This window comes from Yoonia maricola, assembly GCF_002797915.1.
Taxonomy (GTDB): Bacteria; Pseudomonadota; Alphaproteobacteria; order Rhodobacterales; family Rhodobacteraceae; genus Yoonia; species Yoonia maricola.
On record NZ_PGTY01000001.1, the window covers coordinates 1,403,328 to 1,429,302 of the forward strand.

17 protein-coding genes, 1 tRNA gene and 1 pseudogene are annotated in these 25,975 nt (G+C 56.9%); 6 read left to right on the forward strand and 13 right to left on the reverse strand.

Features of this window, described 5'->3' with window-relative positions; all coding sequences use genetic code 11:
• Positions 1–133 precede the first annotated feature (133 nt).
• A complete protein-coding gene (gene rpsD, locus BC777_RS07210; RefSeq protein WP_100368045.1) occupies positions 134–754 on the reverse strand; it encodes a 30S ribosomal protein S4 in 621 nt (206 codons plus the stop codon).
• Between the two features lie 436 nt (positions 755–1,190).
• On the opposite strand from rpsD, the gene BC777_RS19210 reads away from it, so the two are divergent.
• The 3 genes from BC777_RS19210 to BC777_RS07225 are packed head-to-tail and all read left to right on the forward strand — an operon-like array spanning position 1,191 to position 2,344.
• Positions 1,191–1,442, forward strand: a complete 252-nt coding sequence (locus BC777_RS19210; RefSeq protein WP_133122528.1) for a hypothetical protein — start codon at positions 1,191–1,193, stop codon at positions 1,440–1,442.
• 39 nt (positions 1,443–1,481) lie between these two features.
• Complete coding sequence (locus BC777_RS07220; RefSeq protein WP_245834188.1) at positions 1,482–1,922, forward strand: DMT family transporter; 441 nt, start codon at positions 1,482–1,484, stop codon at positions 1,920–1,922.
• Complete coding sequence (locus BC777_RS07225) at positions 1,919–2,344, forward strand: DMT family transporter (RefSeq protein ID WP_100367417.1); 426 nt, start codon at positions 1,919–1,921, stop codon at positions 2,342–2,344. Before BC777_RS07220 ends, BC777_RS07225 begins: the two co-directional genes overlap by 4 nt.
• Here the strand turns inward: BC777_RS07225 and BC777_RS07230 are convergent.
• The 9 genes from BC777_RS07230 to BC777_RS07270 all read right to left on the reverse strand — a co-directional run bounded on the left by BC777_RS07230 (position 2,341) and on the right by BC777_RS07270 (position 15,646).
• Positions 2,341–3,177, reverse strand: a complete 837-nt coding sequence (locus tag BC777_RS07230) for an NAD-dependent epimerase/dehydratase family protein (RefSeq protein ID WP_100367418.1) — start codon at positions 3,175–3,177, stop codon at positions 2,341–2,343. The two genes, BC777_RS07225 and BC777_RS07230, sit on opposite strands and share 4 nt — an antisense overlap.
• Positions 3,174–3,959, reverse strand: a complete 786-nt coding sequence (locus BC777_RS07235) for an HpcH/HpaI aldolase family protein (protein ID WP_100367419.1) — start codon at positions 3,957–3,959, stop codon at positions 3,174–3,176. Before BC777_RS07235 ends, BC777_RS07230 begins: the two co-directional genes overlap by 4 nt.
• On the reverse strand, positions 3,956–5,161 hold the full coding sequence (locus BC777_RS07240; RefSeq protein WP_100367420.1) for an NAD(P)/FAD-dependent oxidoreductase: 1,206 nt from the start codon (positions 5,159–5,161) through the stop codon (positions 3,956–3,958). Before BC777_RS07240 ends, BC777_RS07235 begins: the two co-directional genes overlap by 4 nt.
• Complete coding sequence (locus tag BC777_RS07245) at positions 5,158–6,843, reverse strand: hydantoinase B/oxoprolinase family protein (protein ID WP_100367421.1); 1,686 nt, start codon at positions 6,841–6,843, stop codon at positions 5,158–5,160. Before BC777_RS07245 ends, BC777_RS07240 begins: the two co-directional genes overlap by 4 nt.
• A complete protein-coding gene (locus BC777_RS07250; protein ID WP_100367422.1) occupies positions 6,840–8,915 on the reverse strand; it encodes a hydantoinase/oxoprolinase family protein in 2,076 nt (691 codons plus the stop codon). Before BC777_RS07250 ends, BC777_RS07245 begins: the two co-directional genes overlap by 4 nt.
• An 84-nt stretch (positions 8,916–8,999) precedes the next feature.
• A complete protein-coding gene (locus BC777_RS07255) occupies positions 9,000–9,899 on the reverse strand; it encodes a LysR family transcriptional regulator (protein WP_245834190.1) in 900 nt (299 codons plus the stop codon).
• A 241-nt stretch (positions 9,900–10,140) separates the two neighbouring features.
• Entirely contained in the window at positions 10,141–13,446 is a 3,306-nt protein-coding gene (locus BC777_RS07260; protein WP_100368046.1) for an error-prone DNA polymerase, read from the reverse strand.
• Between the two features lie 87 nt (positions 13,447–13,533).
• Positions 13,534–15,000, reverse strand: a complete 1,467-nt coding sequence (locus BC777_RS07265; protein WP_211095361.1) for a Y-family DNA polymerase — start codon at positions 14,998–15,000, stop codon at positions 13,534–13,536.
• Positions 14,969–15,646, reverse strand: coding sequence for an ImuA family protein (locus BC777_RS07270; protein WP_100367425.1), 678 nt, complete (start codon positions 15,644–15,646; stop codon positions 14,969–14,971). The genes BC777_RS07265 and BC777_RS07270 overlap by 32 nt, the downstream gene beginning before the upstream one ends.
• Before the next feature lie 174 nt (positions 15,647–15,820).
• Here BC777_RS07270 and BC777_RS07275 point away from each other — a divergent pair.
• Both BC777_RS07275 and BC777_RS19645 read left to right on the forward strand, forming a co-directional pair.
• A tRNA-Ser gene (locus BC777_RS07275) sits at positions 15,821–15,910 on the forward strand.
• A gap of 142 nt (positions 15,911–16,052) precedes the next feature.
• Positions 16,053–17,321: pseudogene (locus tag BC777_RS19645) on the forward strand (tyrosine-type recombinase/integrase).
• On the opposite strand, the gene BC777_RS19650 reads toward BC777_RS19645, so the two are convergent.
• Positions 17,240–17,647 carry a hypothetical protein gene (locus BC777_RS19650; protein ID WP_168769097.1) on the reverse strand — a complete coding sequence of 136 codons (408 nt, stop codon included), beginning with the start codon at positions 17,645–17,647 and terminating at the stop codon, positions 17,240–17,242. The pseudogene BC777_RS19645 and the gene BC777_RS19650 overlap by 82 nt on opposite strands.
• A gap of 428 nt (positions 17,648–18,075) precedes the next feature.
• Between BC777_RS19650 and BC777_RS07285 the strand changes: the two genes are divergently transcribed.
• The gene (locus tag BC777_RS07285; RefSeq protein ID WP_100367426.1) at positions 18,076–20,118 is read left to right on the forward strand and encodes a DUF3363 domain-containing protein; all 2,043 of its coding nucleotides are present in this window, start codon (positions 18,076–18,078) and stop codon (positions 20,116–20,118) included.
• Between the two features lie 297 nt (positions 20,119–20,415).
• On the opposite strand, the gene BC777_RS07290 is transcribed toward BC777_RS07285, so the two are convergent.
• Both BC777_RS07290 and BC777_RS07295 read right to left on the reverse strand, forming a co-directional pair.
• A complete protein-coding gene (locus BC777_RS07290; protein ID WP_100367427.1) occupies positions 20,416–24,588 on the reverse strand; it encodes a beta strand repeat-containing protein in 4,173 nt (1,390 codons plus the stop codon).
• A 41-nt stretch (positions 24,589–24,629) separates the two neighbouring features.
• The gene (locus tag BC777_RS07295) at positions 24,630–25,451 is read right to left on the reverse strand and encodes a HupA family protein (RefSeq protein WP_100367428.1); all 822 of its coding nucleotides are present in this window, start codon (positions 25,449–25,451) and stop codon (positions 24,630–24,632) included.
• Between the last annotated feature and the right edge of the window lie 524 nt (positions 25,452–25,975).

Here is a 25,975-nt window from a genome sequence, read left to right on the forward strand (position 1 = left end):
GTTTCGCCCGTTCTATCGCCCTGCCTTCTGCAAGACCAGTCCGAACGTGGGCCAGTAGAATGCAAAAAAGCCGCCCCAGATCGGAGCGGCCTTGATGCTTTTGCTCCGGCATCTCGCCGGGTTGCAGCGAAGATTAGTTCTTCGCGTAGAATTCGACGACGAGGTTTGGTTCCATCGTGACAGGATATGGCACATCGCCAAGGCCCGGCGTCCGTGTGAAGGTCGCTGTCATCTTGTTGTGATCGACTTCCATGTAGTCCGGCACATCACGCTCTGGCAGCTGGGATGCGACCAAGACTAGCTCAAGCTGCTTGGACTTCTGACGCACTTCGATCACGTCGCCTTCTTTAACGCGGTAAGACGGGATGTTCACCTTCTTGCCGTTCACAGTGACGTGGCCGTGGTTTACAAACTGGCGTGCAGCGAAAACGGTTGGCACAAATTTGGCGCGGTACACAACAGCGTCCAAACGACGCTCCAACAGACCGATAAGGTTTTCACCTGTATCGCCTTTGACGCGCTCGGCCTCACCATAAATGCGACGGAACTGCTTTTCTGTCAGATCGCCGTAATAACCCTTCAGCTTTTGCTTGGCGCGCAGCTGTGTACCGAAGTCGGACAGTTTACCTTTACGGCGCTGACCGTGCTGGCCGGGGCCATACTCACGACGGTTTACTGGGGACTTTGGACGACCCCAGATGTTTTCACCCATCCGGCGGTCAATTTTGTACTTGGCAGCGGTACGTTTAGTCATACGCTGATCTCCTTCTTTTGTTGTGAAGGGCGTTGTCCTTTCCCCGGATTTGGCCGGGACGACAGGGTTCCGCTTGCGCGGGCCACCAACACCAATGAATGCGCGGCTTATAAAGGGGATTCTGCGGGTGTCAACGAAGAAGGCCACGCCGCCATGACGTCATTATTTTTGACTTACTAAAGTGCTAATTAAGACCAATTATCGCCAAACGCACCCAGTAAGACATATACTGGGGCGATAAAGAGGAATAAGCGTGCTAGGTTTTCTGGTATTTACGTTAATGGTTTTGGCGGCTTTATGGCTTTTCGGTCATCACGTGGTGAAGCACCGCTTCCACCATTTGGAGACTTGCCTTTCCGACAATTATCGGTCCGAATTTATTGCCCCAACTACGGCCAATCATCAGCCGCAGATCATTGCGCTTTGCGTTGATTTGATGCGTCGGCAACATTGTACAGTGCCCTTTGATGCGCTGAGCGCAGAGGAAAGGCTGGTCGTCCTGCATGTCTATGCGCTGGATGCGCTGCCGGGATGGATGTCACACTATGGGGCGATTTGGCTTTCGCCGCCGCATCGCAGGCTGATTGGTCAGCTACGCGATATCAAATCATCGCGCCCGGAGCATCCAAAGCAGTATTTCGGTGCCATCAAGCATCAACAGCAATTGCGTTCCGCCGCAAAAGGCTAGACACCTGCGGCTATGTCGCAGCCGTCGCAATCGAAACAAATGCTTTATTTTGCCGCTGCCTTTGGTGCGGGCGGCTTACTGTCATTGATGGTGCTTTTCAATGGGACATTGGCCGCCTACGGGTCACTGTTCTTTGCGTCATGGATCCCACATTTGACGGGCACCGTGGCAGCCCTGCTGTTCTTGCTGGTGCTTAGGCCAAAGCGGGCAGATACAGCGCGCCCACCGCTTTGGGTTTACCTAGGTGGTGTATCAGGTGCAGTCACCGTCATGCTGACCTCTGCCACGCTCAATAGCGCGTTGGCGTTGTCCGGCACGATCGCCCTTGGGTTGGCCGGACAGATGGTTTTCAGCCTTTTCGCCGATATGCGCGGCCTTTTCGGATTACCGCAGCGCACACCGGTGGGGCGCGACTTCATCGCTCTCACACTGATCATCGCGGGCAGTCTGATCCTGATCTTCTACGGGAGTGGATCATGATCTGGTTTGCCTCTCTTGCCATTCTTGCCGGTGTACTGATCTCGCTCAGCCGCCAGATCAACGGGCGCTTGGCGCTTTCAACCTCGGCGATGGAATCGTCCTTCTGGAACCACCTTGTCGGTCTGGTTTTTATCACCGTGGTCGCACTGCTTATTGGCGGGCTTTTCGCCGGGGAACCCAGCGCATCACCATGGTGGGCGTACTTAGGCGGCCCGATTGGTGTGATCTTCATCGCCGCAGGCAGCTGGCTGATTGCACGGATCGGAGCGGCCCAAACCGCCTTGCTGATCATCGCAGGGCAGATGATATCCGGTGTTGTCCTGGATGTTGTCATGGGCGCGCCCGGTGATCTTTGGGCGCGCACCATCGGGGTGGGGCTGATCCTTGCGGGCATGTGGGCAGCGCAAGGTCGGACGTCTTAATTCTCTTTGCGATCATCCACGACGCCCAGCGCGGCTACACCGGAGTTGCCCAATTCCACGGTCGCGAAGGGTCCACCAATACACAGGTTGGCAAGGTCTTTATTGTCGAGTGGTGGCGTGTCGGCAAACACCTCTTTCGCGAACACCTCTGCGTTATCCTTGGGCCGATAGCCTAGATGCCCGGCCTTGCTATTATCGACCACAGCGCGGTCATTGTTCGAGATGCCGTAAACGATGCTGAACCCAACCACAGGGCTGTCAATCGACCGTTCGACCAGATGGATCAGATCGTCGTAAGACAGCCACGTCCCAATGCTGCGTGCATTATTGGGCTGCGCGCAGGAGAAGATGCGCATGCAAACACTCTCAATCCCGCGCTTTTCCCAATAAAGGCTGGCAAGGTCTTCGCTAAAGCATTTGGCAAGCCCGTAATAAGTGTCGGGGCGGTGCGGTGCGTCCAATCCGATGGTATCGGTCTTGTGATACATGCCAACGGCGTGGACGGAACTGGCGTAGACCACCCGTTTCACACCGCAGCGATATGCGGCCTCCCAAACATTGTAGGCACCGATGATGTTCGATTGCAGGATATCATCCCAAGGTGCCTCATCACCGATTGCTCCGAAATGGACAACCATGTCAGCACCTTTAACGATATCGACCATCGCCCCCAGATCATTCAAGTCCGCCTGCACGAAAGTTTCGCCGGGATAGAGCTTGCCAATGTCACCATTCCGGTCGGTCGAAACTAACTCATCACACATGCCTGTCAGCGGCTCTCGCAGGTAAGACCCAAGGCGGCCTGCGGCTCCTGTCAGCACAAGTTTCTTCATATCGTTTCCTTTCCAGTCGCCGCGCGCATCTGCGCGAGCAAAGCATCGGCCCCTTTGGCCAGCAAATTCGTGTCGGTGCCGCAGGCCACAAAAGTGAACCCATCGGCAAGCAGTTTTTGGGCAAACGCAGGGTCCGTCACAAGCGTGCCAACGGGAATGCCCGCATCGATCAACTTGTGCGCCGCAGTCAGGATCAAATCCCAAACCGGTTCAGACATATGCTGCCCCAACAGCCCCATATCAGCCGCAATATCCGCAGGGCCAAAGAAGATACCGTCGACACCATCCACCTGTCCGATCTCCAACGCCTGAGCGACCGCCGATTGCGTCTCGACCTGCACGATCACCGCCGTTTCAGCATCAGCCTTGGCGTAGTAGTCCGTTATGCGCCCAAAGTTGTTTGCGCGAAGGGACCCGGCCACACCTCGCACCCCGTTGGGTGGATACCGACAGGCCGCCACCGCCGCCTGCGCCTCTTCCACCGACTGCACCATCGGAAACAACAGCCCCGCCGCGCCGATATCCAGCAGCCGTTTGACCATAACGGTATCGTTCCAGGGCGGGCGCACAATCGCCGTTGATCCATGTGGCGCAATCGCCTGTAACTGGCCCAGAACCATGCCCATGTCGCTGGGTGCATGCTCCATATCAACCAGCAACCAATCGTATCCCGCAGAGGCGACAACTTCGGCGGCATAGTTGCTCACCATACTGACCCAAAGACCAATCTGCGGACGACCTTCACGGATCGCGGCCAGAAACGGGTTCGCGGACATTTTCATATCACAGCCTTCTCAATAAATTTCTCGCCCTTCGCGATCCGCTCATAGTTGAACGGGCTGAGGTCCAGCGCACGGTATTCCCCATAGGCAATCAGTTCCGCCGTCCCGCGCCCCATCGCAGGGGACTGCTGAAAACCATGCCCCGAAAAACCATTCACGAAGATGAAGTTCTCGACCTCCGTGTGCCGCCCCAAAATCGCGTTCTGATCAAAGGTGTTATAGGCATAGTGTCCCGCCCAGGAATTGCGCAGCTTGATCGCCTCGAACTGCGGCACACGAGTTGCAAGTACAGGCCAGACCTTTTCTTCCCAAATGCTGTGATCCTGCACAAAGTCATCATAGTCCACCGCCGGATCATCATCCGGGGGACAGCCAGCCAGATAATAGGTACCATCCGTCCGCATGTGCACACCCGAGGGGTCGATGGTCAACGGCAGATCACGTTCTAACGGCTTTTCCGCCTCAAAGATAAATGTATAGCGTTTGCGCGGCTCTACAGGGATTTCAATACCCGCCATCCGGCTGGTCAGCACCGCGCGCGGGCCGGATGCGTTTACGACCGTGCCACAGCTGATCACCTCACCCGATTTCAGGATCACGCTTTCTACCTTCGTACCCGCCGCGTTGCGGTTCATCGCGATGACTTCATTGGTGAGGTATTCAACCCCGCGTTCCTTGGCCGAGCGTTTCCACCAGTCGAACAGTGTATTGCCGTCGAAATAGCCTTCATCGACGAGGTTGTGGTTCGCCGCGATAATGTCATCGAGGTTGTAGAATGGATAGGCTGCCGCGATTTCCTCGCAGGTCATATGTTTCGTACCTGCTCCGTTCGCGGCTTGCACCTTTTGGCTTTCGCGCAAGGTCGCCGCGAAAGCCTCATTATCAGCCAGATACATATAGCCGTAGCTTTGCAACGCGACGTCCGGCACCCGCGGATCGTCCCCCATGTAGTCGCGAAAGTTCTTCACGAAATCAGCGGCAAATTGCGAGACTTTCACATTAATCGCCGCACTGAACTGCTGGCGCATGCAGGAATTGGTGTGCGAGGTGGATGTAAACTCATAAGTCGGGTCACGTTCCACCACGAGGATAGACCCGTCAAATCCCGGATTATCCGTCAAAAACCAAGCGACCGAGGAACCGTACATCGCCCCGCCAACAATCACGACGTCATAGCTGGTTTTGGCAGGCGCTTGCGTCATTCGGTTTTTCCTTTCGCGACCGCAGCAAGGACGGCATCCACAGTCTCTGCGCTCAATCCGTATGTGTTACGGGCAGCTTCCGCAGAAATGTAGCCGCGCGCAAGATCGCGTTTGACCATTTCAGGGTCGCGGCTTGCGGCATCGCCATAGCCAGCACCGCCGGGAAAGGCGAGCATGACGCGCCTCCCTTCCGGCACATGCTGCTTGCCCTTGCCTTGCATCATCGTGCCATCATCCCGCACGATCGTTGTCGGCGCACCGTCCTGCCCGCCTTGCCGCCCGCGTGCGGGGTGATCGACACGATCGAACATAGCTGAGAAATCAAACTCATGACCCTCAGTAGCGCCCACCTCCATGTATTGCCCTAAACCGCCACGATGCTCACCAGCACCACCGCTGTCAGGGCGCAATTCCTTACGCCAGATAATCACGGGGCCGGTGTGCTCAGTTGCCTCAATCGGCATGGTCATCACACCAGAAGGAAACGCCGTTGCGTTCAGCCCATCCACAGTTGGCCGCGCCCCTGCACCGCCGGAGTTGAAGGTCAGCACTTCCGACCGCTGCCCCGATTTCCCCGGCGCTGGCCGCAATGAGACCTGAAAATTGCAAAGGCACCCTGCCCCTTCCGCAGGCACTGTCGCAGGCAAAATCTTATCTAGCGCATCATAGACCGTATCTGGGATCATATGCCCAATCACATGGCGTAAAGCGACCGGTGCAGGATGCACCGCATTCACGATGCTATCGACCGGCGCAGACACCTCAAACGGCGCAAGTGAGGCCGCGTTATTGGGTATTTCTGGCGCAATCGCGCATTTGAGCGCATAGCAGGCATAGGCTTTCGTATAAACCAAGGGCACGTTGATGCCCTTTTTGTCCAACCCCGACGTCCCCGCAAAATCGCAATGCATGCGATCCACCTCAATCGTCAGTTTCACCTTCAGATCAATCGGCGTAGCAAACCCATCAATGCGCATCGCCCCTGTCGCAGTTTCACGCGGCAAGGCCGCAATCCGCTCCAAAGTCGCCCGGCGCGAGTTCTCAAGGATGAAATCGCCAATCCCTTCCAGATCGCTCAGCGCGAACTCATCCATCATCTCGACCAAGCGGCGATGCCCAATTTCGTTGCAAGTGGCCAGCGCATACATATCGCCTACCAGCTGATCCGGCTCGCGCACGTTGCCGCGCACAATGCGGATCAGGGTTTCATCGACGGTCCCGCGATCCACAAACTTCATGATCGGGATATAGAGGCCCTCTTCATACACACTTGCTGCGTCCGCACCGAAACCACGCCCACCAATGTCAACGACATGGGCGGTGCAGGCAAAGAAACCCACATGATTACCCTTGTGAAACGACGGGCTAACCACGGTCACGTCATGCAGGTGGCCGGTGCCTTCCCACGGATCATTGGTGATATAGACGTCACCTTCATTGATGTTCTCACGCCCGATACGGCGGATAAAATGCGCAACGGCATCCGCCATCGCGTTCACATGACCGGGGGTTCCGGTCACGGCCTGCGCAAGCATCAAACCTTCCGCATTGTAGACCCCAGCAGAGAGGTCCCCCGCTTCTCGCACTGAAGTCGAAAAAGCGGTGCGCACCAGCGCCTGTGCCTGTTCTTCAACAATCGAGATCAGGCGGTTCCACATGACTTGATAGGCCACATTGCTCATGTCCGTTTCTCCGTGATGTCGATGGTGCCGTCTGGGCGGGCGATAGCGCTGCGGCTGCTTGGCACGACGATTGTGGTCTCATCCTCGGTGATCAAGGCGGGGCCTACGACGGTATCCCCGGAGGTCAAGTTGTTGCGCAAAACTAGGGATGCATCAACTGCAACACCTGCGGCTGGATCAAAGAGCGCACGTTTGCCTTCTATCGCGCCTGCCTTCTCAGCTGGCGTTTCACCCAACATTTCCGCCTTCGCCGCCTCAGTCGTCGCATTTACGGCCCAAACTGTGATCTCAATATCCATCCCCGCAACCGTTCGGCCAAAGAGCGTTGCATAATCCGCCTCAAACAGCGCCTGGAATGTCGCAGCGTCAGGCTGCGCCGCCTGCGCTGCGGTCAGAGAAATCGGGATTTCCCAGCCCTGCCCGGTATAGCGCATATAAACCTTGTATTCGGCCCTGATCGGCGCTTGTGTATCGCAAGTCCGCACAAATCCCGTCGCTTCGGTCTCCAACTCGCTCAGCAGGTCCTGCACGGTCTGGGGCTCAAAATCCGACAGCTTCATGTAAACACTGCGTGTCGCCTCAAAACTGAACGGAGCACGGAGAAACCCGATAGCAGAGCCAACGCCCGCGCCGGTGGGCACCAGAAGACGATCTATCCCCAACTTTTCGCACAATCGGGCCGCATGCAGTGGGGCCGCCCCACCAAAAGCGATCATTGTGTAACCAGCAAGGTCCTCGCCATTCTCGACCGCATGCACCCGTGCGGCATTTGCCATGTTCTCATCAACAACCTCGGCCAGTCCAAAGGCCGCCGTCTGCGCATCCATATCCAAAGGTGCACCCAGCGTCGTCAGCACCTTGCTCGAAGCCTCGCTGTCCAACTTGATCGACCCACCTGCGAAGTTATCCGGGTCCAGTTTGCCCAACGTCAAGTCGGCATCCGTCACCGCAGGCCGTTCACCGCCACGGCCATAGCAGGCGGGCCCCGGCTCTGACCCCGCACTTTCCGGCCCAACGCGGATCTGGCGCATCGCGTCTACATGCGCAAGGCTGCCGCCCCCTGCCCCGATCTCAACCATATCAATGACAGGGATTGAAATCGGCATGCCAGATCCTTTTTTGAAACGATATGTGCGCGCCACCTCAAACACCCGCGCAGTCTTGGGCGTTTGGTTCTTGATCAGACAAATCTTGGCGGTTGTGCCACCCATGTCGAAAGACAGCACTTTGTTCAGACCATATCGTGCCGCGATATTGGCGGCGAATACAGCGCCCCCAGCGGGACCGGATTCGACCAGTCGGACAGGGAAATCAGCCGCACTTTCAAGGCTGATAATCCCACCACCCGAATGCATCAGAAAGATCGGGCAGGCAGCACCCTCATCCGCGAGCCGCCCCTCAAGACGGCCCAGATAGGATTTCATCAGCGGCTTGATATACGCATTCGCAACAGTCGTATTAAACCGTTCATACTCACGCATCTGCGGCGATACTTCGGACGAAAGCGAAATCATCACACCGGGCAGTTTTTCGGCCAGCGCATCGCGGATCATCTGTTCGTGGCCGTCGTTCAGATAGGCGTGGATCAAGCCAATTGCGATACTCTCAAACCCGTAAGAGACAATCTGATCAGCCAACGCCGCAACATCCGCCCGGTCCAGCGCAACCAACACATTGCCCTGCGCATCCACCCGCTCCTTAAGCGTAAACCGATGCTGACGGGGCAAGAGAGGCTCGGGCAATTGCAGATTCAGGTCGTACTGCTCAAACCGGCTTTCGGTGCGCATCTCGATGACATCGCGAAAGCCTTCAGTTGTAATTAGCGCGGTCTTTGCCCCGCGCCGTTCGATCAAGGCATTGGTTGCCAGCGTCGTCCCGTGAATAATCTGCTGAATTTGAACAGGCGCGATCCCTGCCTTGGCGCAAACCTGATGCATGCCATCTATGATTGCATCCTCTGGCGCGGCATAGGTCGTCAGAACCTTGGCCGAATACTGGTTCTTGTCAATTTCGAGCACAACGTCCGTGAAGGTGCCGCCAATATCAACGCCCATCCGAATATGGTTTTGCATTCCGCTGTCCTCTGATTACGAAGCAAAAGCTAACGCGGCAACTTGATCAATTCCAATTGTTTAAAATGATATAAACGATAACTTTTATTGATCTTTGGCGACCTGCACAGCGATCATGGCTGCTTCTGCCACAAAGCGTTGTGCGCGCTCTTCATCATAGCGCGCAAAGAAATGCAGCGGCTCCGGCGTCCAGTCATACGCCAGTTTCACCAACGACCCGGACGCAATGTCTTGGGCAACCATCGCGGCGGGCAGAACAGCAATGCCCATGCCATCAATCGTCATTGTCTGACACGCGGCCAGATTGGTCGATGGCACAAGGCGCGGTGTCAAATCACGGCGCGCACCAAAATGTGCTGCTACCTCTTCATAAAGCCGGGTGTCGCGGGCATGGGTCAGGATCGGTTGCGCCGCCAGCGTTTCAATGGTCTGCGACGCGGCAAGGCCAAGGTCAGGGGAGGCGATCCAAATCAGTTCGTACGGTCCGATATCGCGCTGCCCCGTGGCAAGACGACTGAAAGGTTCATTCTGCAAAGCAAGGTCAAGGCTACGTTCAGCCAAACCCTTTTCGAGGTTCACCGAAAAATCGACGGTCAGTTCAACGGTTAGTCGTGGATAGACCTCTTTCAAACGACGCAGATAGGCGCGCAACCACGTGTGGACGATCATCTCGGTCACCCCGAGGCGAAGCGTCCCCTCGATCAACGCCTTCTGGTCTGCAGCGACGATCAAGGCATCTGTCGCATCCAACACCCGGCGCGCATGAGCCAGCAACTCTTGCCCCTTGCCCGTCAATCGGACAGAGCCTGCATCCCGCGTCATCAACGTCGTGCCCAGCGCCTGTTCCAATCCGGCAATCCGGGCCGAGATATTTGGCTGGGTGGTGTTCAAACGCTCGGCCGCGCGCCGAAAGCTTTGCAAATCAGCAACCCAGACAAAGGCTTCGAGTTGTTTGAGGTTCAGCCGCATGGAGGTCTTTCGCATCAGATATTCCCAATATGCATAGGGTCAATCCAGTCAAAGGAACAGCTGCCAGATGATCGAACGCCAGAAAGTACGACTTCTTCGTTGATCACAACACCACGTAGTACAGTATCGCATTATACGGGGATGACACGTGAGCAGACGTAAGTTTCTTGCCCTCTAGGGTATGGCACGCTGCAAGCGGGGGCCATCACGTTTCACACAGTCGAAATGGGCTGATCCTGAAGGTCGGACCGTTTGGTTAATGAAAATCACGCGACTTTGGGATTATGCGCACATCACGCGGATGTCGCCCGCGTGGGTCGTTTGGGATTGATTTCCTAACCTCATCGGCATGGGCCAAAGATGGCTCCATCGGGTCATGCGACAACCGCTCTAGCGCGTCACTGCGATCAGTCAGTTGATTGGCGACTACATGGATCACGTCTTCGCTGCGCTGTAGCGTGCCGCGCACATCAATGACTCGGGCGCGCATGATGACCTTGCGATAAGCCTCCATCACTTTAGGCCAGACCACCAAATTGGCCACCCCGGTTTCATCCTCGACCGTGATGAAACATACACCCTTGGCGCTGCCGGGGCGCTGGCGGATCAGGACTATGCCGGCCAGTTTGATGGATTGGCCATTGCGCAACTGATCCAACATGCGGGTTGGGGTATAGCCCTGCTTGTCCATACTGCGCCGTAAGAACGACATCGGATGCGCCTTCAAAGACAGCCGCGTGGTCTGATAATCCGCCACCACATGCTCGCAGACAGGCATCAGTGGCAAGTCGAACCGCACCTCTGCCCCTTCATCCTTCTCTTCCGCAAAAAGCGGCAAATCCGGTGCGTCCCGCAACGCACGTGAATCCCAAAGCGCCTGTCTGCGATCCAACGCCATCGAGCGCACAGCATCGGCGGCGGCCAGCTTGCGCATGGTGTTTGCATCCAGCTTTGCGCGCTCTTTTAGATCTGCAAGGCTGACAAAGGGCTGCGCACGCGCATCCATCATCCGCTGCGCCATATCCTGACGCATACCATCAATTTGACGCAGACCAAGGCGCACAGCGAATTGACCAGGGGCAATCGGTTCCAGCGTATTGTCCCAGTCGCTATAGTTCACATCCGGCGCACGCACGATTTTGCCATGCTCACGCGCATCCCGTACGATCTGGGCCGGGGCATAAAACCCCATCGGTTGTGAATTCAGCAAAGCGACGCAGAACACATCCGGGTAGTGGCATTTAATCCAGCTGGAAACATAGACCAGATGGGCGAAACTGGCCGCATGGCTTTCAGGAAAACCATAATCACCAAACCCCTTAATCTGGTTGAAACAGCGACTGGCAAACTCTGGATCATAGCCACGCTTTATCATGCGACCAACCATCTTTTCCTCCAGCGCGCCAATCGTGCCCCGCGACCGAAAAGTCGCCATGGCCTTGCGCAGTTGGTTGGCCTCATCGGGTGAAAACTCTGCCGCAACCATCGCGACTTTCATCGCCTGTTCTTGAAAAATCGGCACACCCTTGGTGCGCTGCAGAACCTTGCGTAGCTCATCAGGGTCATGCTCTGACCCCGGTGAGGGGTAGTCTTCAGGCTCTTGTCCGTTGCGCCTGCGCAAATACGGATGCACCATATCACCCTGGATCGGGCCAGGGCGGACGATGGCAACCTGGATTACCAGATCATAAAATTCGCGCGGTTTCAGACGGGGCAACATGTTCATCTGCGCGCGGCTTTCGACCTGAAACACGCCAAGGCTATCGCCTTTGCACAGCATGTCATAGGTGGGCTTATCCCCCTCTTTGATGCTGGCGAGTGTCAGTTTTTCCCCATAATGCGCCTCAATCAGGTCGAACGCCTTGCGGATGCAAGTCAGCATCCCTAAGGCAAGCACATCAACCTTCAGAATGCGCAGTTCATCAATATCGTCCTTGTCCCATTCGATAAAACTGCGGTCTGGCATCGCCCCATTGCCGATGGGCACAGTTTCCAGCAGAGGTTTTTCAGTCAGGATAAATCCACCCACATGCTGACCCAGATGGCGCGGCATCCCGATCATCTGATCAGCCAGCTTGATGGTGCGCGCCATCAGCGGGTCTTTCAGATCGATCCCCGCCTCTGCCGCTTCCTTGGCGCCGACCTCGCGGCCCCAAGACCCCCAGATGGTTTTGGCCAAAGATGCCGTTATATCCTCGGATAGTCCCATCACCTTGCCCACCTCACGCACCGCCATACGCGGGCGGTAATGGATCACGGTGGCACAAAGGGCGGCCCGGTCGCGCCCATACTTGTCATATATGTGCTGGATCACTTCTTCGCGCCGTTCATGTTCGAAATCGACGTCGATATCGGGGGGTTCTTTACGTTCCTCGCTGATAAATCGTTCAAACAACAAGTCGTTTTTATCGGGATCAACGGCAGTGATGCCCAGCACATAGCAGACGGCAGAGTTCGCAGCCGAGCCCCGCCCCTGACAGAGAATCGGCGGGTCGCATTCATAGCGAGCGAAGTTTACAACCTGCTGGATCGTCAGGAAGTACTGCGCGATATCGAGTTTCGCGATCAGGGCCAATTCCTTGCGCAGCGTCCCTTTTAACGTCTCCGGCACGCCATCAGGATAGCGATTTGCGGCCCCCTGCCATGTCAGATCTTCAAGGTAGCCTTGCGGCGTGCGCCCTTCAGGGACGGTTTCTTTGGGGTACTCATAAGCCAATTCTGTCAACTTGAATGCGCAAGCATCCGCGACATCGCGTGTCGCCTTGATGGCGTGCGGCCATTCGGCAAAGAGCCGTTGCATCTGAGCGGGCGATTTCAAATGCCGTTCCGCATTGGCATTTAAAAGATAGCCAGCCTTGTGGATCGTGGTTTTGTGCAGAATGCAGGTCATCACATCCTGTAAAGGCCGCCGTTCGGGGGCGTGATAATGCACATCATTGGTCGCCAGAATGGACAGGCCATTTGCCTTGGCCAGCGCGTCAAGCTGGTTGATCCGCGCCCGGTCATCACCACGATAAAGGTAACTGGCCGCGATGTGCTTCAGCGTTGGCAATGCACGTTTCAGACGGCGCAAGCCAGCGTTGAAATGAGCAGTATCTGCCCCCGGCAACGCAATAAGCTGCACGCCTGCGCTATGCTTTGCCAGATCATCCAACGTAATGTCGCACTGACCCTTGGCCTGCCATGCGCCATCGACATCATGCATCTTCCCTTTGGATAGCAAAGCAGTCAGCCGCCCGTAAGCCGCACGATCACGCGGATAGGCGAGGAACTCTTCACCCGTGACCAACTGCAAACGGCAACCAATGACGGGCGTGATCTGTGCCTTCAGCGCTTCGGCATGAAGGCGCACCACGCCGGCCATAGTGTTCAAATCTGCGCAACCCAGTTTGTCGTATCCTAAGGCATTCGCGGTGGTCGCCAGATCAACCGCATCCGACGCGCCGCGCAGGAATGAAAAACAGGTCGTCACCCCAAGCTCTACAAAATCCGCAGGCAGATTGCGCGTGAACCCATCATCCTCAATCGTGCGGCGGGGGCGTTGATTGTCCATCTCAGGCATGGGCACCGCCATCTTGCCCCTTCATCTTGGCCCAAAAACTCCCGCCGGAGGCATCCTGATGTCGCCACATGCGCCAACCCCAGATCATCACGCGAACATCCCATGCACAAACCAGCGCGGATCGCCGCCGCGCCCATCTTCATGCAGACCTTCACGGTACAGCCACAGTCGCAGCCCTGTCTGATCCTCTACTTTAAAATAATCACGCAACCGGGTACCCGGACGGTCTTTCCACCACTCAGGTGCAATCCGCTCTGGCCCGGCATAGCGGGCAACCCGGTGCGTTTGTCTACGCCAGATGAATTGCGCAGGCGGGCCTTCTGGGACAGCATAAAGCACGCGCACTTCCTCAGGATGATCAAGCAAACGCAAAGGACGCTCCTTGGCCAAGACCGCACCTTCATCGGGGCGCCCCGCCAAAGCTGCAATCTGCATCTCTGCCCGCTCCGGCACATGGCTCTGACGCAGCACCGGGCGAGTGACAGAGCGCGGGCCGAACTTTGCATTCAGCCGGTCAATCAGCAGGGTCAGATGCAGATCATCATCCGATCCGCCATCCAGACGGGTCTGTTCATCCTGCATCTCTTCAATCGCTCCGGCAGCAAGGGTGATCAGATCGAAGCCAAAGCCAGGGTCAATCCGCTCTACCTTATCCCGGAACAAACTATGCAAATGGCCCGCATCACGGGTGCTGGCCGAAGTAGCAACATCCACATAACTGACATCGCCATCCGTCTTGTAAACCGTCAAATGCAGGCGGCGGCAGCCCAAGCCCGCCTGCTTGAGCTGGTCACAAAGATCCTCACACAGCTCCGGCAAATAAGGGGTCGGATCAAAGATCGGCTCGGCCAGCCGCGCCTGCGCACGGATCACCGGCTTGGCATCCACGCTTGAAACAGGCTCTGCCAGCTTGCCCATCGCCTGATCCAGCCGCATCAACGGATTAGCTTGCAACTCGGCTTTCACAAAGCGGCGGGTCAGCGACAGGCGGGGCACATCCATGACCGCACCAATGGTCTTTAGCCCCAAGCGGCGTAACAAAAGTAGTGTCGGATCATCCAACCGTAGCCCGGCCACGGGCAAAGAACCCAGCTTGAAATACGCTTCATCCGGACCACAAACCGAGCGCACCGGCCCAAACCGTGCCAAGGCCCAAGCCGCCCCCCAAGTGGGCGCCACTGCCAAACGCGCGGTCAGCCCCAGCAAAGACAGTTGGGTTTCCATCTCCACCAGCATCGCAGCCTCACCACCCCAAAGGTGATCGGCCCCGGTCGTATCCAAAATCAGACCATCATCACCATCGCGCGCGGTCCAAGGGCACCAGCGACGCGCCCAAAGCACCAAACGATCAAGCGCCGCATGATCGCCCGCCTCATCGGCATATTCCACCTGCAACTCGGGGCAAATCGCACGCATATCCACCACGCGCGACCCCGGCAGAATACCTTCAATCCGGGCGGTGCGATTAGCGGCATGAATAACCGGCCCATGCTGCCCCTCGCGGGCCAGCACCACAGGCACATCATCCGGCGGCGCGTTCCCGCAGCGCGCCATCACGCGGCTCCACCGCTCGATCGCGAGCTGAGGGAGCGAGATGGACACGATCCGCCGCCCTGTCATAGGTCGCCACCCATTGCCCCGGCTTGGACCGACGCGAGCGAAACAGATCGAGCGCCCAGCGTGGCGACCCAGGCGCCTGCGCGTCGTGCGGATGCGGCGCAGACAGCAGGCTGGCAATCCGCCAGCGATCGCGCGCGGCGCTCAAATCGGGGCTGGCGGCACGACGGATCAGCCAGCAGGCGACATTCGCGGCTTCCGCGCGCAAGGCCAAGCGCTTGGTGGCCGTAAAATCCAAACTGGGAGGATCGCCCCAAACCTCGCCAATCACTGCACCCAAAGCACGACATCGCAAACCATCCTCCATCGCCCAAAGCACATCGGCGGCACGCGACAGATCGACTATGATCACAGGCCGATCCACACCAATCCCCACCAACGCAGGGCGCCCGGCCTCCTTGCGCGACAGGCGGTCTTGCACCCAAAGGATCGGCGCATTGGTACGAGGCAAACGAGACAGGACAAAACCCACAGCGCTGGCGTCTGTGGGATGGGCTGGAAAGACCTCTGACAGGGTATGGGGCATTGTAGCAGGGCGCACGCCCTGCCCGGCCAAAGTTTTGTGCATACGAAGCGAACTCATACACGACACACCGAATCCATTTTAATGTTCACTATTTGTTCTATATCATATCTGCAATTTTCGCAATGTTCGGGACACGGCAGTGCAAGACCAAACGCAAACCCGGCCCGCAAAGCGCCATAGAGGACAGTTTCCACTTGTGATCATAAGAAAATTCCTGATAGACGCATCAACGGAGACGTGGCCGAGTGGTCGAAGGCGCTCCCCTGCTAAGGGAGTAACGGGGAAACTCGTTCGAGGGTTCGAATCCCTTCGTCTCCGCCATTTTCCTCAAATCTATCTTCACTTAACCATCTGATAGTAGGGCGGAATTCGGCGTTTTCGCGCTTATGGCGGCTCTTGGTCCGCTTGATTTACTGCACATTTTGCTACACAATTTGCTGCACAAATGCGGAAGGTGTGCGCCATGAGCATCGCAAAAAGAGGCCGTCTCTTCCACCTCCGCCGCCGCGTTCCGCGCCGGTATCGGGGGGTTGAGCCGCGCGAAACGGTCTGGATCAGCCTGCATACTGACTCGGAGACGGTCGCCCACAGCAAGGCGGATCGCGCGTGGTCCCAGATGATCGAGGCCTAGGAAGCGCGGTTGGCCGGGAATAGCGACGACGCGGAGGCCCGGTATGAGGCGGCCCGCGACCTCGCCCGGGTTCGCGGCTTTCGGTATCTGGACGCGGGCAATGTGGCCAAACTGCCGGTTGAGGATGTCGTCGAACGAGTTGACGCTATCCCGGCCCCGGCAAACCAGCCCGATGCAGTCGAGGCCGCCGCCCTTCTCGGCACTGTTCCCGAACCCCGCATCACGGTCACCAAGGCGCTGCAACTCTATTGGACGCTCGCGAGAGAGAAGACCTTCGGCAAAAGCGAGGATCAGCTGCGCCGCTGGAAAGCGCCACGCAAGAAGGCGGTGAACAACTTCGTCGCCATCGTCGGCGATAAGGAGATTGCCAACATCACCCGCGATGACGTGCTGGATTTCCGCCAGCACTGGCTCGACCGGATTGAGGCGGGCGAGGTCACCGCCAATTCCGCGAACAAGGACCTGATCCATCTCGGCGACGTGTTGAAGACCGTGAACACGATGAAACGACTTGGGCTCTCGCTGCCCTTGGGCGAGTTGTCCTTCAAGGAGGGCGAGGCGCGGACCCGCCCACCGTTCAGCTAGGAGTGGATCAAGACACGCCTGCTCGCCGCCGGCGCGCTGGACGGCTTGAATGGCCAAGCGCGCGCTTTGCTGATGGGGATGATCAACACCGGCTACCGCCCGTCCGAAGGGGCAGCGCTCACGGCGGACACGATCCGGCTCGATTGCGACGTGCCACATATCTCCATCGAAGCAGAGGGGCGCCAATTAAAGAGCCACTACGCCCGCCGCGTGATCCCGCTGACGGGCGTCTCGTTGGAAGCCTTCAGGCAATATCCCGAGGGCTTCCCACGCTACCGCAACCGCGCCACCCTGAGCGCAGTCGTGAACAAGTTCTTGAGGGCGAATGGTCTGCTCGAGACGCCACGCCATTCCTTCTACTCGTTGCGCCACTCCTTCGAAGACCGCATGCTCGCCGCCGGGATCGACGACCGTATCCGGCGTGACCTGTTCGGTCACCGATTGGACCGGGAACGATATGGCAAGGGCGCGTCTTTGGACCACGTCGCAGAGCTTGTGCGCGGGATCGCCTTCTGATCCAGCAGCGTCCGCGCCCGGCGCTGCGCTTCGGTGAGCCGTGTTTCCTCCCTAACGGCTGCAGCCAGTTCCGCCTCCAATCGCTCGAAGATTGGTGCGAACGCTGCATCCTCCGCGACCAGCACGGCGACCTTCACCAGCGCCGCCTCGATCCGCGCGGGATCGAACGGCTGTGCCGGACGCGTACAAGACGTTGAAGGGCGTGCTGATAGTGTCATGCGAAATAGCATGGGTCGGCGCGTTTGGATTGTGCAGAGCATCAGCCCGCTGCTCGCAAAACGGCTTGTCACAGCGTACAAATCGGACAGTTGGATTGTCCAGCGCATCGGCGTCTCATGATGAATTCGACTGGCGACCGGCGCACCTCAGAGCGCTGTTGCCGTATTTCGAATCAAGCCGGTTCGGTCGGCAACATTGGCTCGCTGGAATCATGCAAAAGATCACCTGAAACGCCTCTTGGGAGAGCCGCCAGGGAGCAACGGAAGGGGATGGCAAGATAAAGCGAGTTCCTCGCTGGCCGGGCCTTCGCCCCTAAGTTCTTGTCTGCACATTGTTTTTTGGCGAGATATCCGATGGGTCGCACTGTGTCTTGCGGCAAGATTTTCCGGTTTTAGAAATAATTTCAATGTATTGACGTGGCACACAGCGAGGTGCGTTCGCGCAGGAATTCGCTACGGCCTCTCTTTGCACGCTGTGCTTCAATGCTCTTCAAACACCGCTTGATTGGCCCAGAATAGACGTCGATTGTGGTCTCATGACACGCGATGAGAACGACCTCCGCATCCGCCCCGGCAAGGTTCGGGACCGCGTCCAGAGCGCCCCGCGCGTGCGGCGCCAGGCGGGCGGTGATCCCAACAGGCTTGCCGGGAAGAGGAAGGTAAGCGGACGGTTCAACGCCCGCGGTCAGGGGGCCAAGGTGGCGGCGGAGTTGAAAGGTCGGAACCCGTGGTCCCGCCGTCCCGACGGGACCCGAACCCGTGCCCGCCGGGTGGCCGTGAAAGCGCGGATCGTGAAGCTGAACCCGCAACGCGGCGCATCGCGCGGGCGGTCGTTTGTGAGCGGCAAGGCGGTCGATGCGCATCTGTGGTATCTGGAGCGTGACGGTGTCACGCTGGACGGCGAAAAGGGTCAGGTCTATTCGGCGGATCAAGACATAGCCGATGGCCAGGATTTCCTCGACCGGGGTCGTGAGGACCGCCACCAGTTCCGGTTCATCTTCTCCGCAGAAGACGGCGTGGAGCTAGCCGATATGCGCCAGACGACCCGTGATTTGATGGCGCAAATGGAGGCCGATTTACAGACGCGGCTCGATTGGATCGCGGTCGATCATTACAATACCGGGCACCCGCATACCCATATCCTTGTTCGAGGGATCACCGACGACCGCAAGATTCTGAACATCGCCGGGGATTACATCGCGCATGGCGTCCGCGAAAGGGCGACCGACATCGTGACGCTGGAACTTGGCCGCCAGACCGATCTCAAAGTGACCGACCAACTACGCCGCGAAATGCACGCGGAACGCTTCACCCGGCTCGACCGGATGCTGATGGCAGAGCAGCGGGCCAACAACGAGTTCGCCGATCTGCGACCGGACAAGGACATGCTGGAGACGATGAAGCGTAATCGCGCGCTGTTGATTGGCCGGGCGCAGTATCTGGAAAAGCTCAGTCTGGCTGAGCAGATCGCGCCGGGTGTCTGGCGTCTGGACGACAGCACGGAGCGAACATTGCGCGCGATGGGGGAGCGGGGCGATATCATCAAATCGATATATCGCGCGCTGGAAGCAAACAATCTCGAGGCGCAGCGCGGAACCTCTCAGCTCACCATGCACAGAGACGGACTGCAGCAGCAGATCGCTGGTCGGGTTCTTGCCAAGGAACTCGCGGGGGACGGGTCTGGCGACCGGATGCAGCTGGTCATCGACGGCACCGACGGTCGGGTGCACCAGATCGAGGTTCGTGCCGACCACTGCGACGACATCGGACGCGGTATGATCGTGTCGGCGACACCGCCGCCGACAGAAGCAAGGGTGGCGGACAGCAACATCCTTGCCGCCACTGATAATGACGGCACCTATCGCCCGTCCCGGCACATCGAAATCGCAAAGGAACAGGGGATCGGACCCGGTCTGGACCGCTTCGTCGCCGCCCATGTGCGCCGCCTTGAGGCCCTGCGGCGCGCCGGGATCGTCGAGCGATATAGTGAGGATCACTGGAAAGTGCCGACGGACCTGCCAAAACAGGGGCTGGCCCATGATCGCAAACGCCACGGCCCCGGCCCGCGCGTGGAGGTGTTGTCGCCCATCGGCCTAGACCAACAGGTGGCCCACGACGGCGCGACCTGGCTCGATCGGGAACTAGTGGCGCAGCGGCGGGGTTCAGTGAGGGAGACCGGCTTCGGTGCAGAAGCAGGCCGGGCGATGGACCAACGCAAACGCGTGCTGGTGGAACGAGGCGATGCTATTGATCTCGGGGACGGTCGCATTCGCGCCCCGCGCGACCTCATCCAGCGTCTGGAGGGCCGGGAAGTGGAACGTGTCGGGCGCGCGATGGCTGCGGAACAAGGACTAACCTGGAAGTCCGTGACACCCGGCAACCAGTTCGCAGGCCAACTGACCGGCAGTACGCAACTTGGTAGCGGGCGCTTCGCCATGATCGATGACGGGTTGGGGTTCAGCCTTGTGCCGTGGAACCAAGCGCTCGAGCGGCGCATCGGGCTGCAGGTCTCTGGTGTCGGCATGTCCGGCGGCGGTATCGATTGGGCATTTGGCAGGCAGCGCGGGCTGGGGCTTTAGAGGGAGCATGCGGCGGAGGGTATCATGCAGAGAGTGCGGAGAGCTGCCGTTCGCTGCAGGTGCGTGATGTGTACAGAGCTTGTGCAAGAACCGCCGTTCAGTTTGATCACGAACCTGAGAAGTCTGCTCAGAGCCCCTTTTTCCTTTTTTGTATGCCGACGTAAACGTCCGATGCGCAGGCATCCAAAACACACATTGGATATCTAGCACTATATCGAACATCTTTCGCCATATGACTTTCCAGCGGTAGATTCTTATTGATTTCTCGACGCCAAAGAAAGGATCGTCAGCTGAAAACTAAACTAGAAAATCGGCGGCATCTAACTGACTAAGATCGTAGTTTTGGAGCAGTATCGCGCTATCGGTATCAAGCTGAATTACGACATCATGCCCACCAGGGCCGCTCGCTTCGGCCAAGTTCAACACGTCAGCCGCCGTCGCGAAGCCAAATGCTGAAACATCAATGATATCCTGTCCCGCAAGGCCGTCTTCAAAATCGGCAATCGTTTCTATGCCATCAGTATCAATAAAAACAAACGTGTCGCTACCAGCGCCACCAGAAAGGCGATCGCCGCCGCCATTGCCGGCAATTATGTCGTTACCCGCAGCACCGAACAGCGCCTCGGCCACGTCTTGACCAACAATAGTGTCATCTCCAGCAGTGCCAATCTGCGTTGCGGCACCTGTGAAGTCACCGCCAAATATTACAAAACTTGTTCCAGATTGATCAAAAATGTCACTCCCGTTTGGATCGCCTTCCGGGGCGCCAATGATCAAGTCGTCAAAGCCATCGCCGTTCACATCACCAGCGCTGCTTACCGACACGCCCATGTTGTCACCGCTTTCAGCGGCAGTAATCACGAACCCACCAATACCAGCCTCGATGTCGGCTTGCAGAACTGCCTCGCCATCCGCCTTACCAAAAATAACAAAGGTCTTGTTGAGACCCAGTCCGTTATCACCGGATCCAACAATCAGATCTGCAAGGCCGTCGCCATTGATGTCGCCCGCTGCGCTGACGGATCTGCCCACTTGCTCGCGGCCTTGCGTTCCCTCGAACGCAAAACCGCCAATACCATCAACAACATCGCTAAGTTCGACCGCTGATCCATCCGCCTTGCCAAAGACAACGTAGCTGGAGCCGCTGAGTGATCCCGACAACGTATCATCCAGATCGGCAAACGGCGCACCGACAATAAGATCGTCGAGCCCATCACCATTTACATCGCCTGCATTACTGACGGATAGACCTGCATTGTCAGCGGCCGATATGCCGTGGATAGCAAAACCACCAGTCCCAAGTTCAACATCAGCCAGGTCAATCGTTATTCCGTCGACTTTGCCGAAAACCACATAGCTGGTACCGGACGCCGACCCATTGGGGTCCGCGAATTTTGCACCAATGATGAGATCATCAAATCCGTCGCCATTCACATCCCCGGCATTGCTGACAGATATACCAGCACGGTCGTTTGCATCTGCTCCAGTGATGGAGAACCCGCCAATACCATCCTTGATGTCAGAGATTTCTACCGCCGCGCCATCGGCCTTGCCGAACACAACATAGCCGGCACCATCGCCACCGACAGCACTTGCGCCAGTCTCCGTAGCGTTCTCAGTCCCTACAAAAAGATCATCAAACCCATCACCGTTCACGTCGCCAGCGTTGCTCACGGACATGCCCGCCTTCTCGAAGCTCGCCGATCCGTTGATGACGAATCCGCCTGTGCCGACTTCAATATCATCAAGGTCAACTGCGTTGCCATCGCCCTTGCCAAAGACAACATAACTGGCCCCCGATTGGACGCCATTAGGGCTGGGGTCTCGCAAACCGATGATCAGATCATCCAGACCGTCATCGTTGACGTCGCCTGCATTGCTGACAACAGGAAAGCTGGTGCCCGTGAATTGGTCGCCTGTAATGACGAACCCACCGGTGCCGCCAACGATATCGGACAGTTCAACAGAGGTACCGTCAGCTTGCCCAAACACAACAAATCCGCCACCGGCGATCTGGCCGTTTGTCGCGCCAACGAACACATCATCAAAGCCATCGCCGTTGACATCACCCGCAGAACTGACCGAACGTCCGGCTTCAGAGTTTGGGGAGGCACCATTAATCACAAAGCCAGTATCATTACCCGCCTGTGCGACTTCGGCCAGATCGAATGGCGCAACCGGATCAAAGGTCCCGGTGATAACGACATCGAATGCCTGCACACTCATGCCACCATCGCCATCATCAATCGTCAGTTCATAGGTAATTGTGACCTGGTCACCTTCACCCAGATAATCAAAGACGGTTGAGGCCGCATTGAAAGATACGTCCACCGAACCTGTAGGTGAGCTGGCGGTTTTGGTGACATCATCCAGCGTCAGCAACGCTTCCAGCCCTGCGCTATCAAGTGTCAGCCCGGCCAGATCACCTGTCGCACCCACGGCAGTAACAGAGGCTGTGTGCCCGACATCGCCCTGATCCACATCCGTGAATTCGACGGTGACTTCGCCGGTCATATCCCCGGTATCAGTGGTCTCAGTTATGCTTATTGCGTCAATCGGTTGGATCTCGGGCGCGTCATTCAGCGGCGTGACATCAATAACGATTGTCACAATCTCGGGCGTGCCGCCATCTATACTAACGGTGTAGGTAAAGCTGTCAGACCCGTTAAAGTCGTCAGGTGGCGCATAAGTAAATGCACCATTCGCATTCAGATCTAAGCTCCCATTTGCTGGGCCGGCCGTGAGCATGAAATCAAGTGTGGTTGCATCTGGATAACTTGCCGACAGATCACCCGATGTCGTGTCGTCTTCGTCCAAGGCGACAGTCACGTCAATCGTCACAGTTTCGGTTGTGACGCCCCCATTTCCATCGCTGACACTGTAAGTAAAGCTGTCCTGCCCCAGAAAACCGGAGGCAGGCGTATACACAAAACTTCCATCTGTATCGATTACCACCGTACCGGTTTCAGCCGCATCGATGAGTGAAAATGTCAAAGCGTCGCCTTCAGCATCAAAAGCCGTCAATGCGCCAGACAAAGGGGTGTCACTTCCCGTTTTTGCGGCATCGGTCAGGTCGCGCGGTGCGTCATTTATCGGGTTGATAAGCAGTTCGACCGTTTCGTATGTAACTGCCCCGTTGGCATCGGTAACCGAATAGGTGAACCGGTCAATCCCGTTGAAGTCAGCGAACCCGGTGTAGGTGTAGCTGCCATCGGCATTGATGGTAACGAGACCGTTCTCAGCATTCACGGTCAGGCAAAAGTGGTCGGATGGCGCTGTATCAGGGTCCGCCAAGATGCCGGAAATGGGGATATCCTCGTCGCCGCTATCGCTGACCACGGATGTTACCAAAACGATGTCATCCGCACTCAAGTCGGTGACTGAGACGCCCGCAATTGTGAATTGCGTTCCTTGATCATTGAATGTTGCGAAACCATCGACTTCGGTAAAGTTACCCAATGCCTCTACGCTCGAAGCATAGCCGAAATCTGTCAGTAAGATTTTATCAACACCCACAACAAAGTCGGGTCCGGTGAATCCTAAATTTGCTGAGTTATCGAAATCGAAATTGAAACGAGCGATAAAGTCGTTTCCATCGCCCGTTGAGAAAACGAACAAATCGGCACCGCCGCCACCTTCTAGGATGTCATCACCGTCACCACCGATCAGAATATCCCGGCCAGCAAGGTAGGTTGATATGTCACCGCGCAGAAGGTCATCACCACCATTCCCATGGATGATGTCGTCTTGGTAGCCACCGATCAGGAAATCGAAATCATCCCCCCCAGAGATAACATTGCTTCCCGATATCGAAACAATGAGATCACTTCCATCGCCACCTGAAAGAATATCGTTCCCGCCAGCATTGAGGATCGTGTCATTATCTCCGTTGCCTCGAATATCCTCATCAGCAAATGTACCAACGAGAAATTCCGATGTGTCGTCGCCTTCAATCAATTGCCTCGGTACGTCCGCAGCAGCTGTCGCGCGCAGCACGGTTTCGGCTGGCATTATCTTTGCAGTTTCTTGTTGCTCTTCGCTGGCGACGGCGAAATCATATTTGGCGGCAGAGAGTTCCGGCAGCGCCGACGCCGGTGGTTTGGCCGCCGCACCGCCAGCATCATAATCCGCGACATTGCGGTCCTCTTGCACCGAAGCTTGCTCCTCTTGGGCGATCTCGTAGCTGTTGTCTGTCAAACTGACGGCTGTTCGCTCCGGTCCAGATTGTCCGTCATCTGAGTGCGTATCCTCGTGGATCAAATCTTGGCTTGAAGTCCCCACCACAGTTGTTTCATTGGGCTCGGCATTTGGATTATCATATGCATCCGCCGCATTCATGAATTTAGAAAACAGTGCAAAAATCGCGACATAGCGTTCATCACCGTCGTCAAAAAGGGTTACTGATGCATCACTATTTGCACTAAGATCGAAAGTACCACCGGCCAAAAGAAACTCGTCGCTTTGAAGCATGTTAAACTCGCCATTTTTTAGGTTCACCGATCAGTCTCACGCTATTGCTGAGCCAGTACATCGCCAAATATTACAACGTCGCCGTCAATCGTGTCGTCAATAATGATGACTGCGCCTGCCTCGGTCGCAGATGGGCCAAAGACGGACCCCTCAAATGCGACTGACGCTGAAGCGCCGATCGAGAATTCGGACGAGCTTATCGTCGCTGCTCCACCAGAAAAAGCAGTGCCGCTTAGCGTTGATCCGGTGATCTGGATATTGGCCACGTCTGCAACCTCAATCGGATTGGATGTGCCGTTTGTTACAGTACCCGATAGACTATCGATGGTGGTATTGATTGTCCCACCGCCAAAATTACCCAAGATAGTAACGTCACCAGAAAGCGTATACAGATCGGTACCGCTTTGCACTGAAAGCTGGGCATCACCACTGTAGCTGACCGTGCCTATCGGCAAAGCCGGAACCGGTGTCGGCGCGCCGACAATACCGATCAGACGATTTCCAGTTGATGGATCGGCAGTAAACCTAACGGCGAACCGGCCATCCTCTGGCGAGAGCGTGATAATTCCGCCCGATGCAATAGCCACCTCCGTCCTCAAATCATTAATGCCGCCACTTTTGCCCGCAATACTAGCTGTATCCGCAGTACGGTTTATCTCGCCAATGAGCGTCTGAACGGTCTTGTTAGTTGCATCGAACGAAATGCTACGCAGCTGATCAGTCTGTGTTGAGGTGGGATCAGCGAATGCAACAGCAGCCGCTTCATCATTGCCTGAGCCGCTTGAACCGCCTGATCCGCCGCATCCAGATAAAAACGTGATCATGCTGACAGTGGTTATCAAGCAGATAAATTTGGTATTCATAACTTTGCAACATCCAAAATACGCCCCATGTGTCTAAGCGATATGGCACAACCAATCCGGCATCAAGCGAAATACCCCGCGACCCTAGGTTATGCTGTTGTCGTGGCACAACCAATTGCTAACGCTCTGTTACTTGCCACATGCCAAAAGCGACGAAGTGATCAATACTGCTGCCTGCAATTAACGTGCTTGTCACCGGCATTTGCGCTCTGGACGGGTCGGTTTCCAAAACTGTCGTTCGAATACAATTGTCCAAAAACCCGTTTCCTCTTACACTACGTTAATTTGGGCAAATTACGATGTCGCAGACGCAGCGAATGACGGCGATGCGGGCCGCGACCGCAGAATAGATGTGATGAGGCCAACCGCTGCAATGGGCCATCTGTATGTGCGATAGCGGGCACTTGATCGTTGAAGGTCAAAGGCAAATTTGTCCCGCAGACTATGAGTTCGAACAGCACATGATGCTGCAACCGCAGCGAATGGCTGGCATGAAGGGCCGCACCGCAGCATGCCGATTGTTA

Excerpts from the sequence above, each read along its gene's own strand:
- rpsD (WP_100368045.1), bottom strand. The coding sequence starts at position 754 with ATGACTAAACGTACCGCTGCCAAGTACAAAATTGACCGCCGGATGGGT.
- BC777_RS19210 (WP_133122528.1), top strand. The coding sequence starts at position 1,191 with ATGCGTCGGCAACATTGTACAGTGCCCTTTGATGCGCTGAGCGCAGAG.
- BC777_RS07220 (WP_245834188.1), top strand. The coding sequence starts at position 1,482 with ATGCTTTATTTTGCCGCTGCCTTTGGTGCGGGCGGCTTACTGTCATTG.
- BC777_RS07225 (WP_100367417.1), top strand. The coding sequence starts at position 1,919 with ATGATCTGGTTTGCCTCTCTTGCCATTCTTGCCGGTGTACTGATCTCG.
- BC777_RS07230 (WP_100367418.1), bottom strand. The coding sequence starts at position 3,177 with ATGAAGAAACTTGTGCTGACAGGAGCCGCAGGCCGCCTTGGGTCTTAC.
- BC777_RS07235 (WP_100367419.1), bottom strand. The coding sequence starts at position 3,959 with ATGAAAATGTCCGCGAACCCGTTTCTGGCCGCGATCCGTGAAGGTCGT.
- BC777_RS07240 (WP_100367420.1), bottom strand. The coding sequence starts at position 5,161 with ATGACGCAAGCGCCTGCCAAAACCAGCTATGACGTCGTGATTGTTGGC.
- BC777_RS07245 (WP_100367421.1), bottom strand. The coding sequence starts at position 6,843 with ATGAGCAATGTGGCCTATCAAGTCATGTGGAACCGCCTGATCTCGATT.
- BC777_RS07250 (WP_100367422.1), bottom strand. The coding sequence starts at position 8,915 with ATGCAAAACCATATTCGGATGGGCGTTGATATTGGCGGCACCTTCACG.
- BC777_RS07255 (WP_245834190.1), bottom strand. The coding sequence starts at position 9,899 with ATGCGAAAGACCTCCATGCGGCTGAACCTCAAACAACTCGAAGCCTTT.
- BC777_RS07260 (WP_100368046.1), bottom strand. The coding sequence starts at position 13,446 with ATGCCTGAGATGGACAATCAACGCCCCCGCCGCACGATTGAGGATGAT.
- BC777_RS07265 (WP_211095361.1), bottom strand. The coding sequence starts at position 15,000 with ATGGCGCGCTGCGGGAACGCGCCGCCGGATGATGTGCCTGTGGTGCTG.
- BC777_RS07270 (WP_100367425.1), bottom strand. The coding sequence starts at position 15,646 with ATGAGTTCGCTTCGTATGCACAAAACTTTGGCCGGGCAGGGCGTGCGC.
- BC777_RS19650 (WP_168769097.1), bottom strand. The coding sequence starts at position 17,647 with ATGCGCTGGACAATCCAACTGTCCGATTTGTACGCTGTGACAAGCCGT.
- BC777_RS07285 (WP_100367426.1), top strand. The coding sequence starts at position 18,076 with ATGACACGCGATGAGAACGACCTCCGCATCCGCCCCGGCAAGGTTCGG.
- BC777_RS07290 (WP_100367427.1), bottom strand. The coding sequence starts at position 24,588 with ATGCTTCAAAGCGACGAGTTTCTTTTGGCCGGTGGTACTTTCGATCTT.
- BC777_RS07295 (WP_100367428.1), bottom strand. The coding sequence starts at position 25,451 with ATGAATACCAAATTTATCTGCTTGATAACCACTGTCAGCATGATCACG.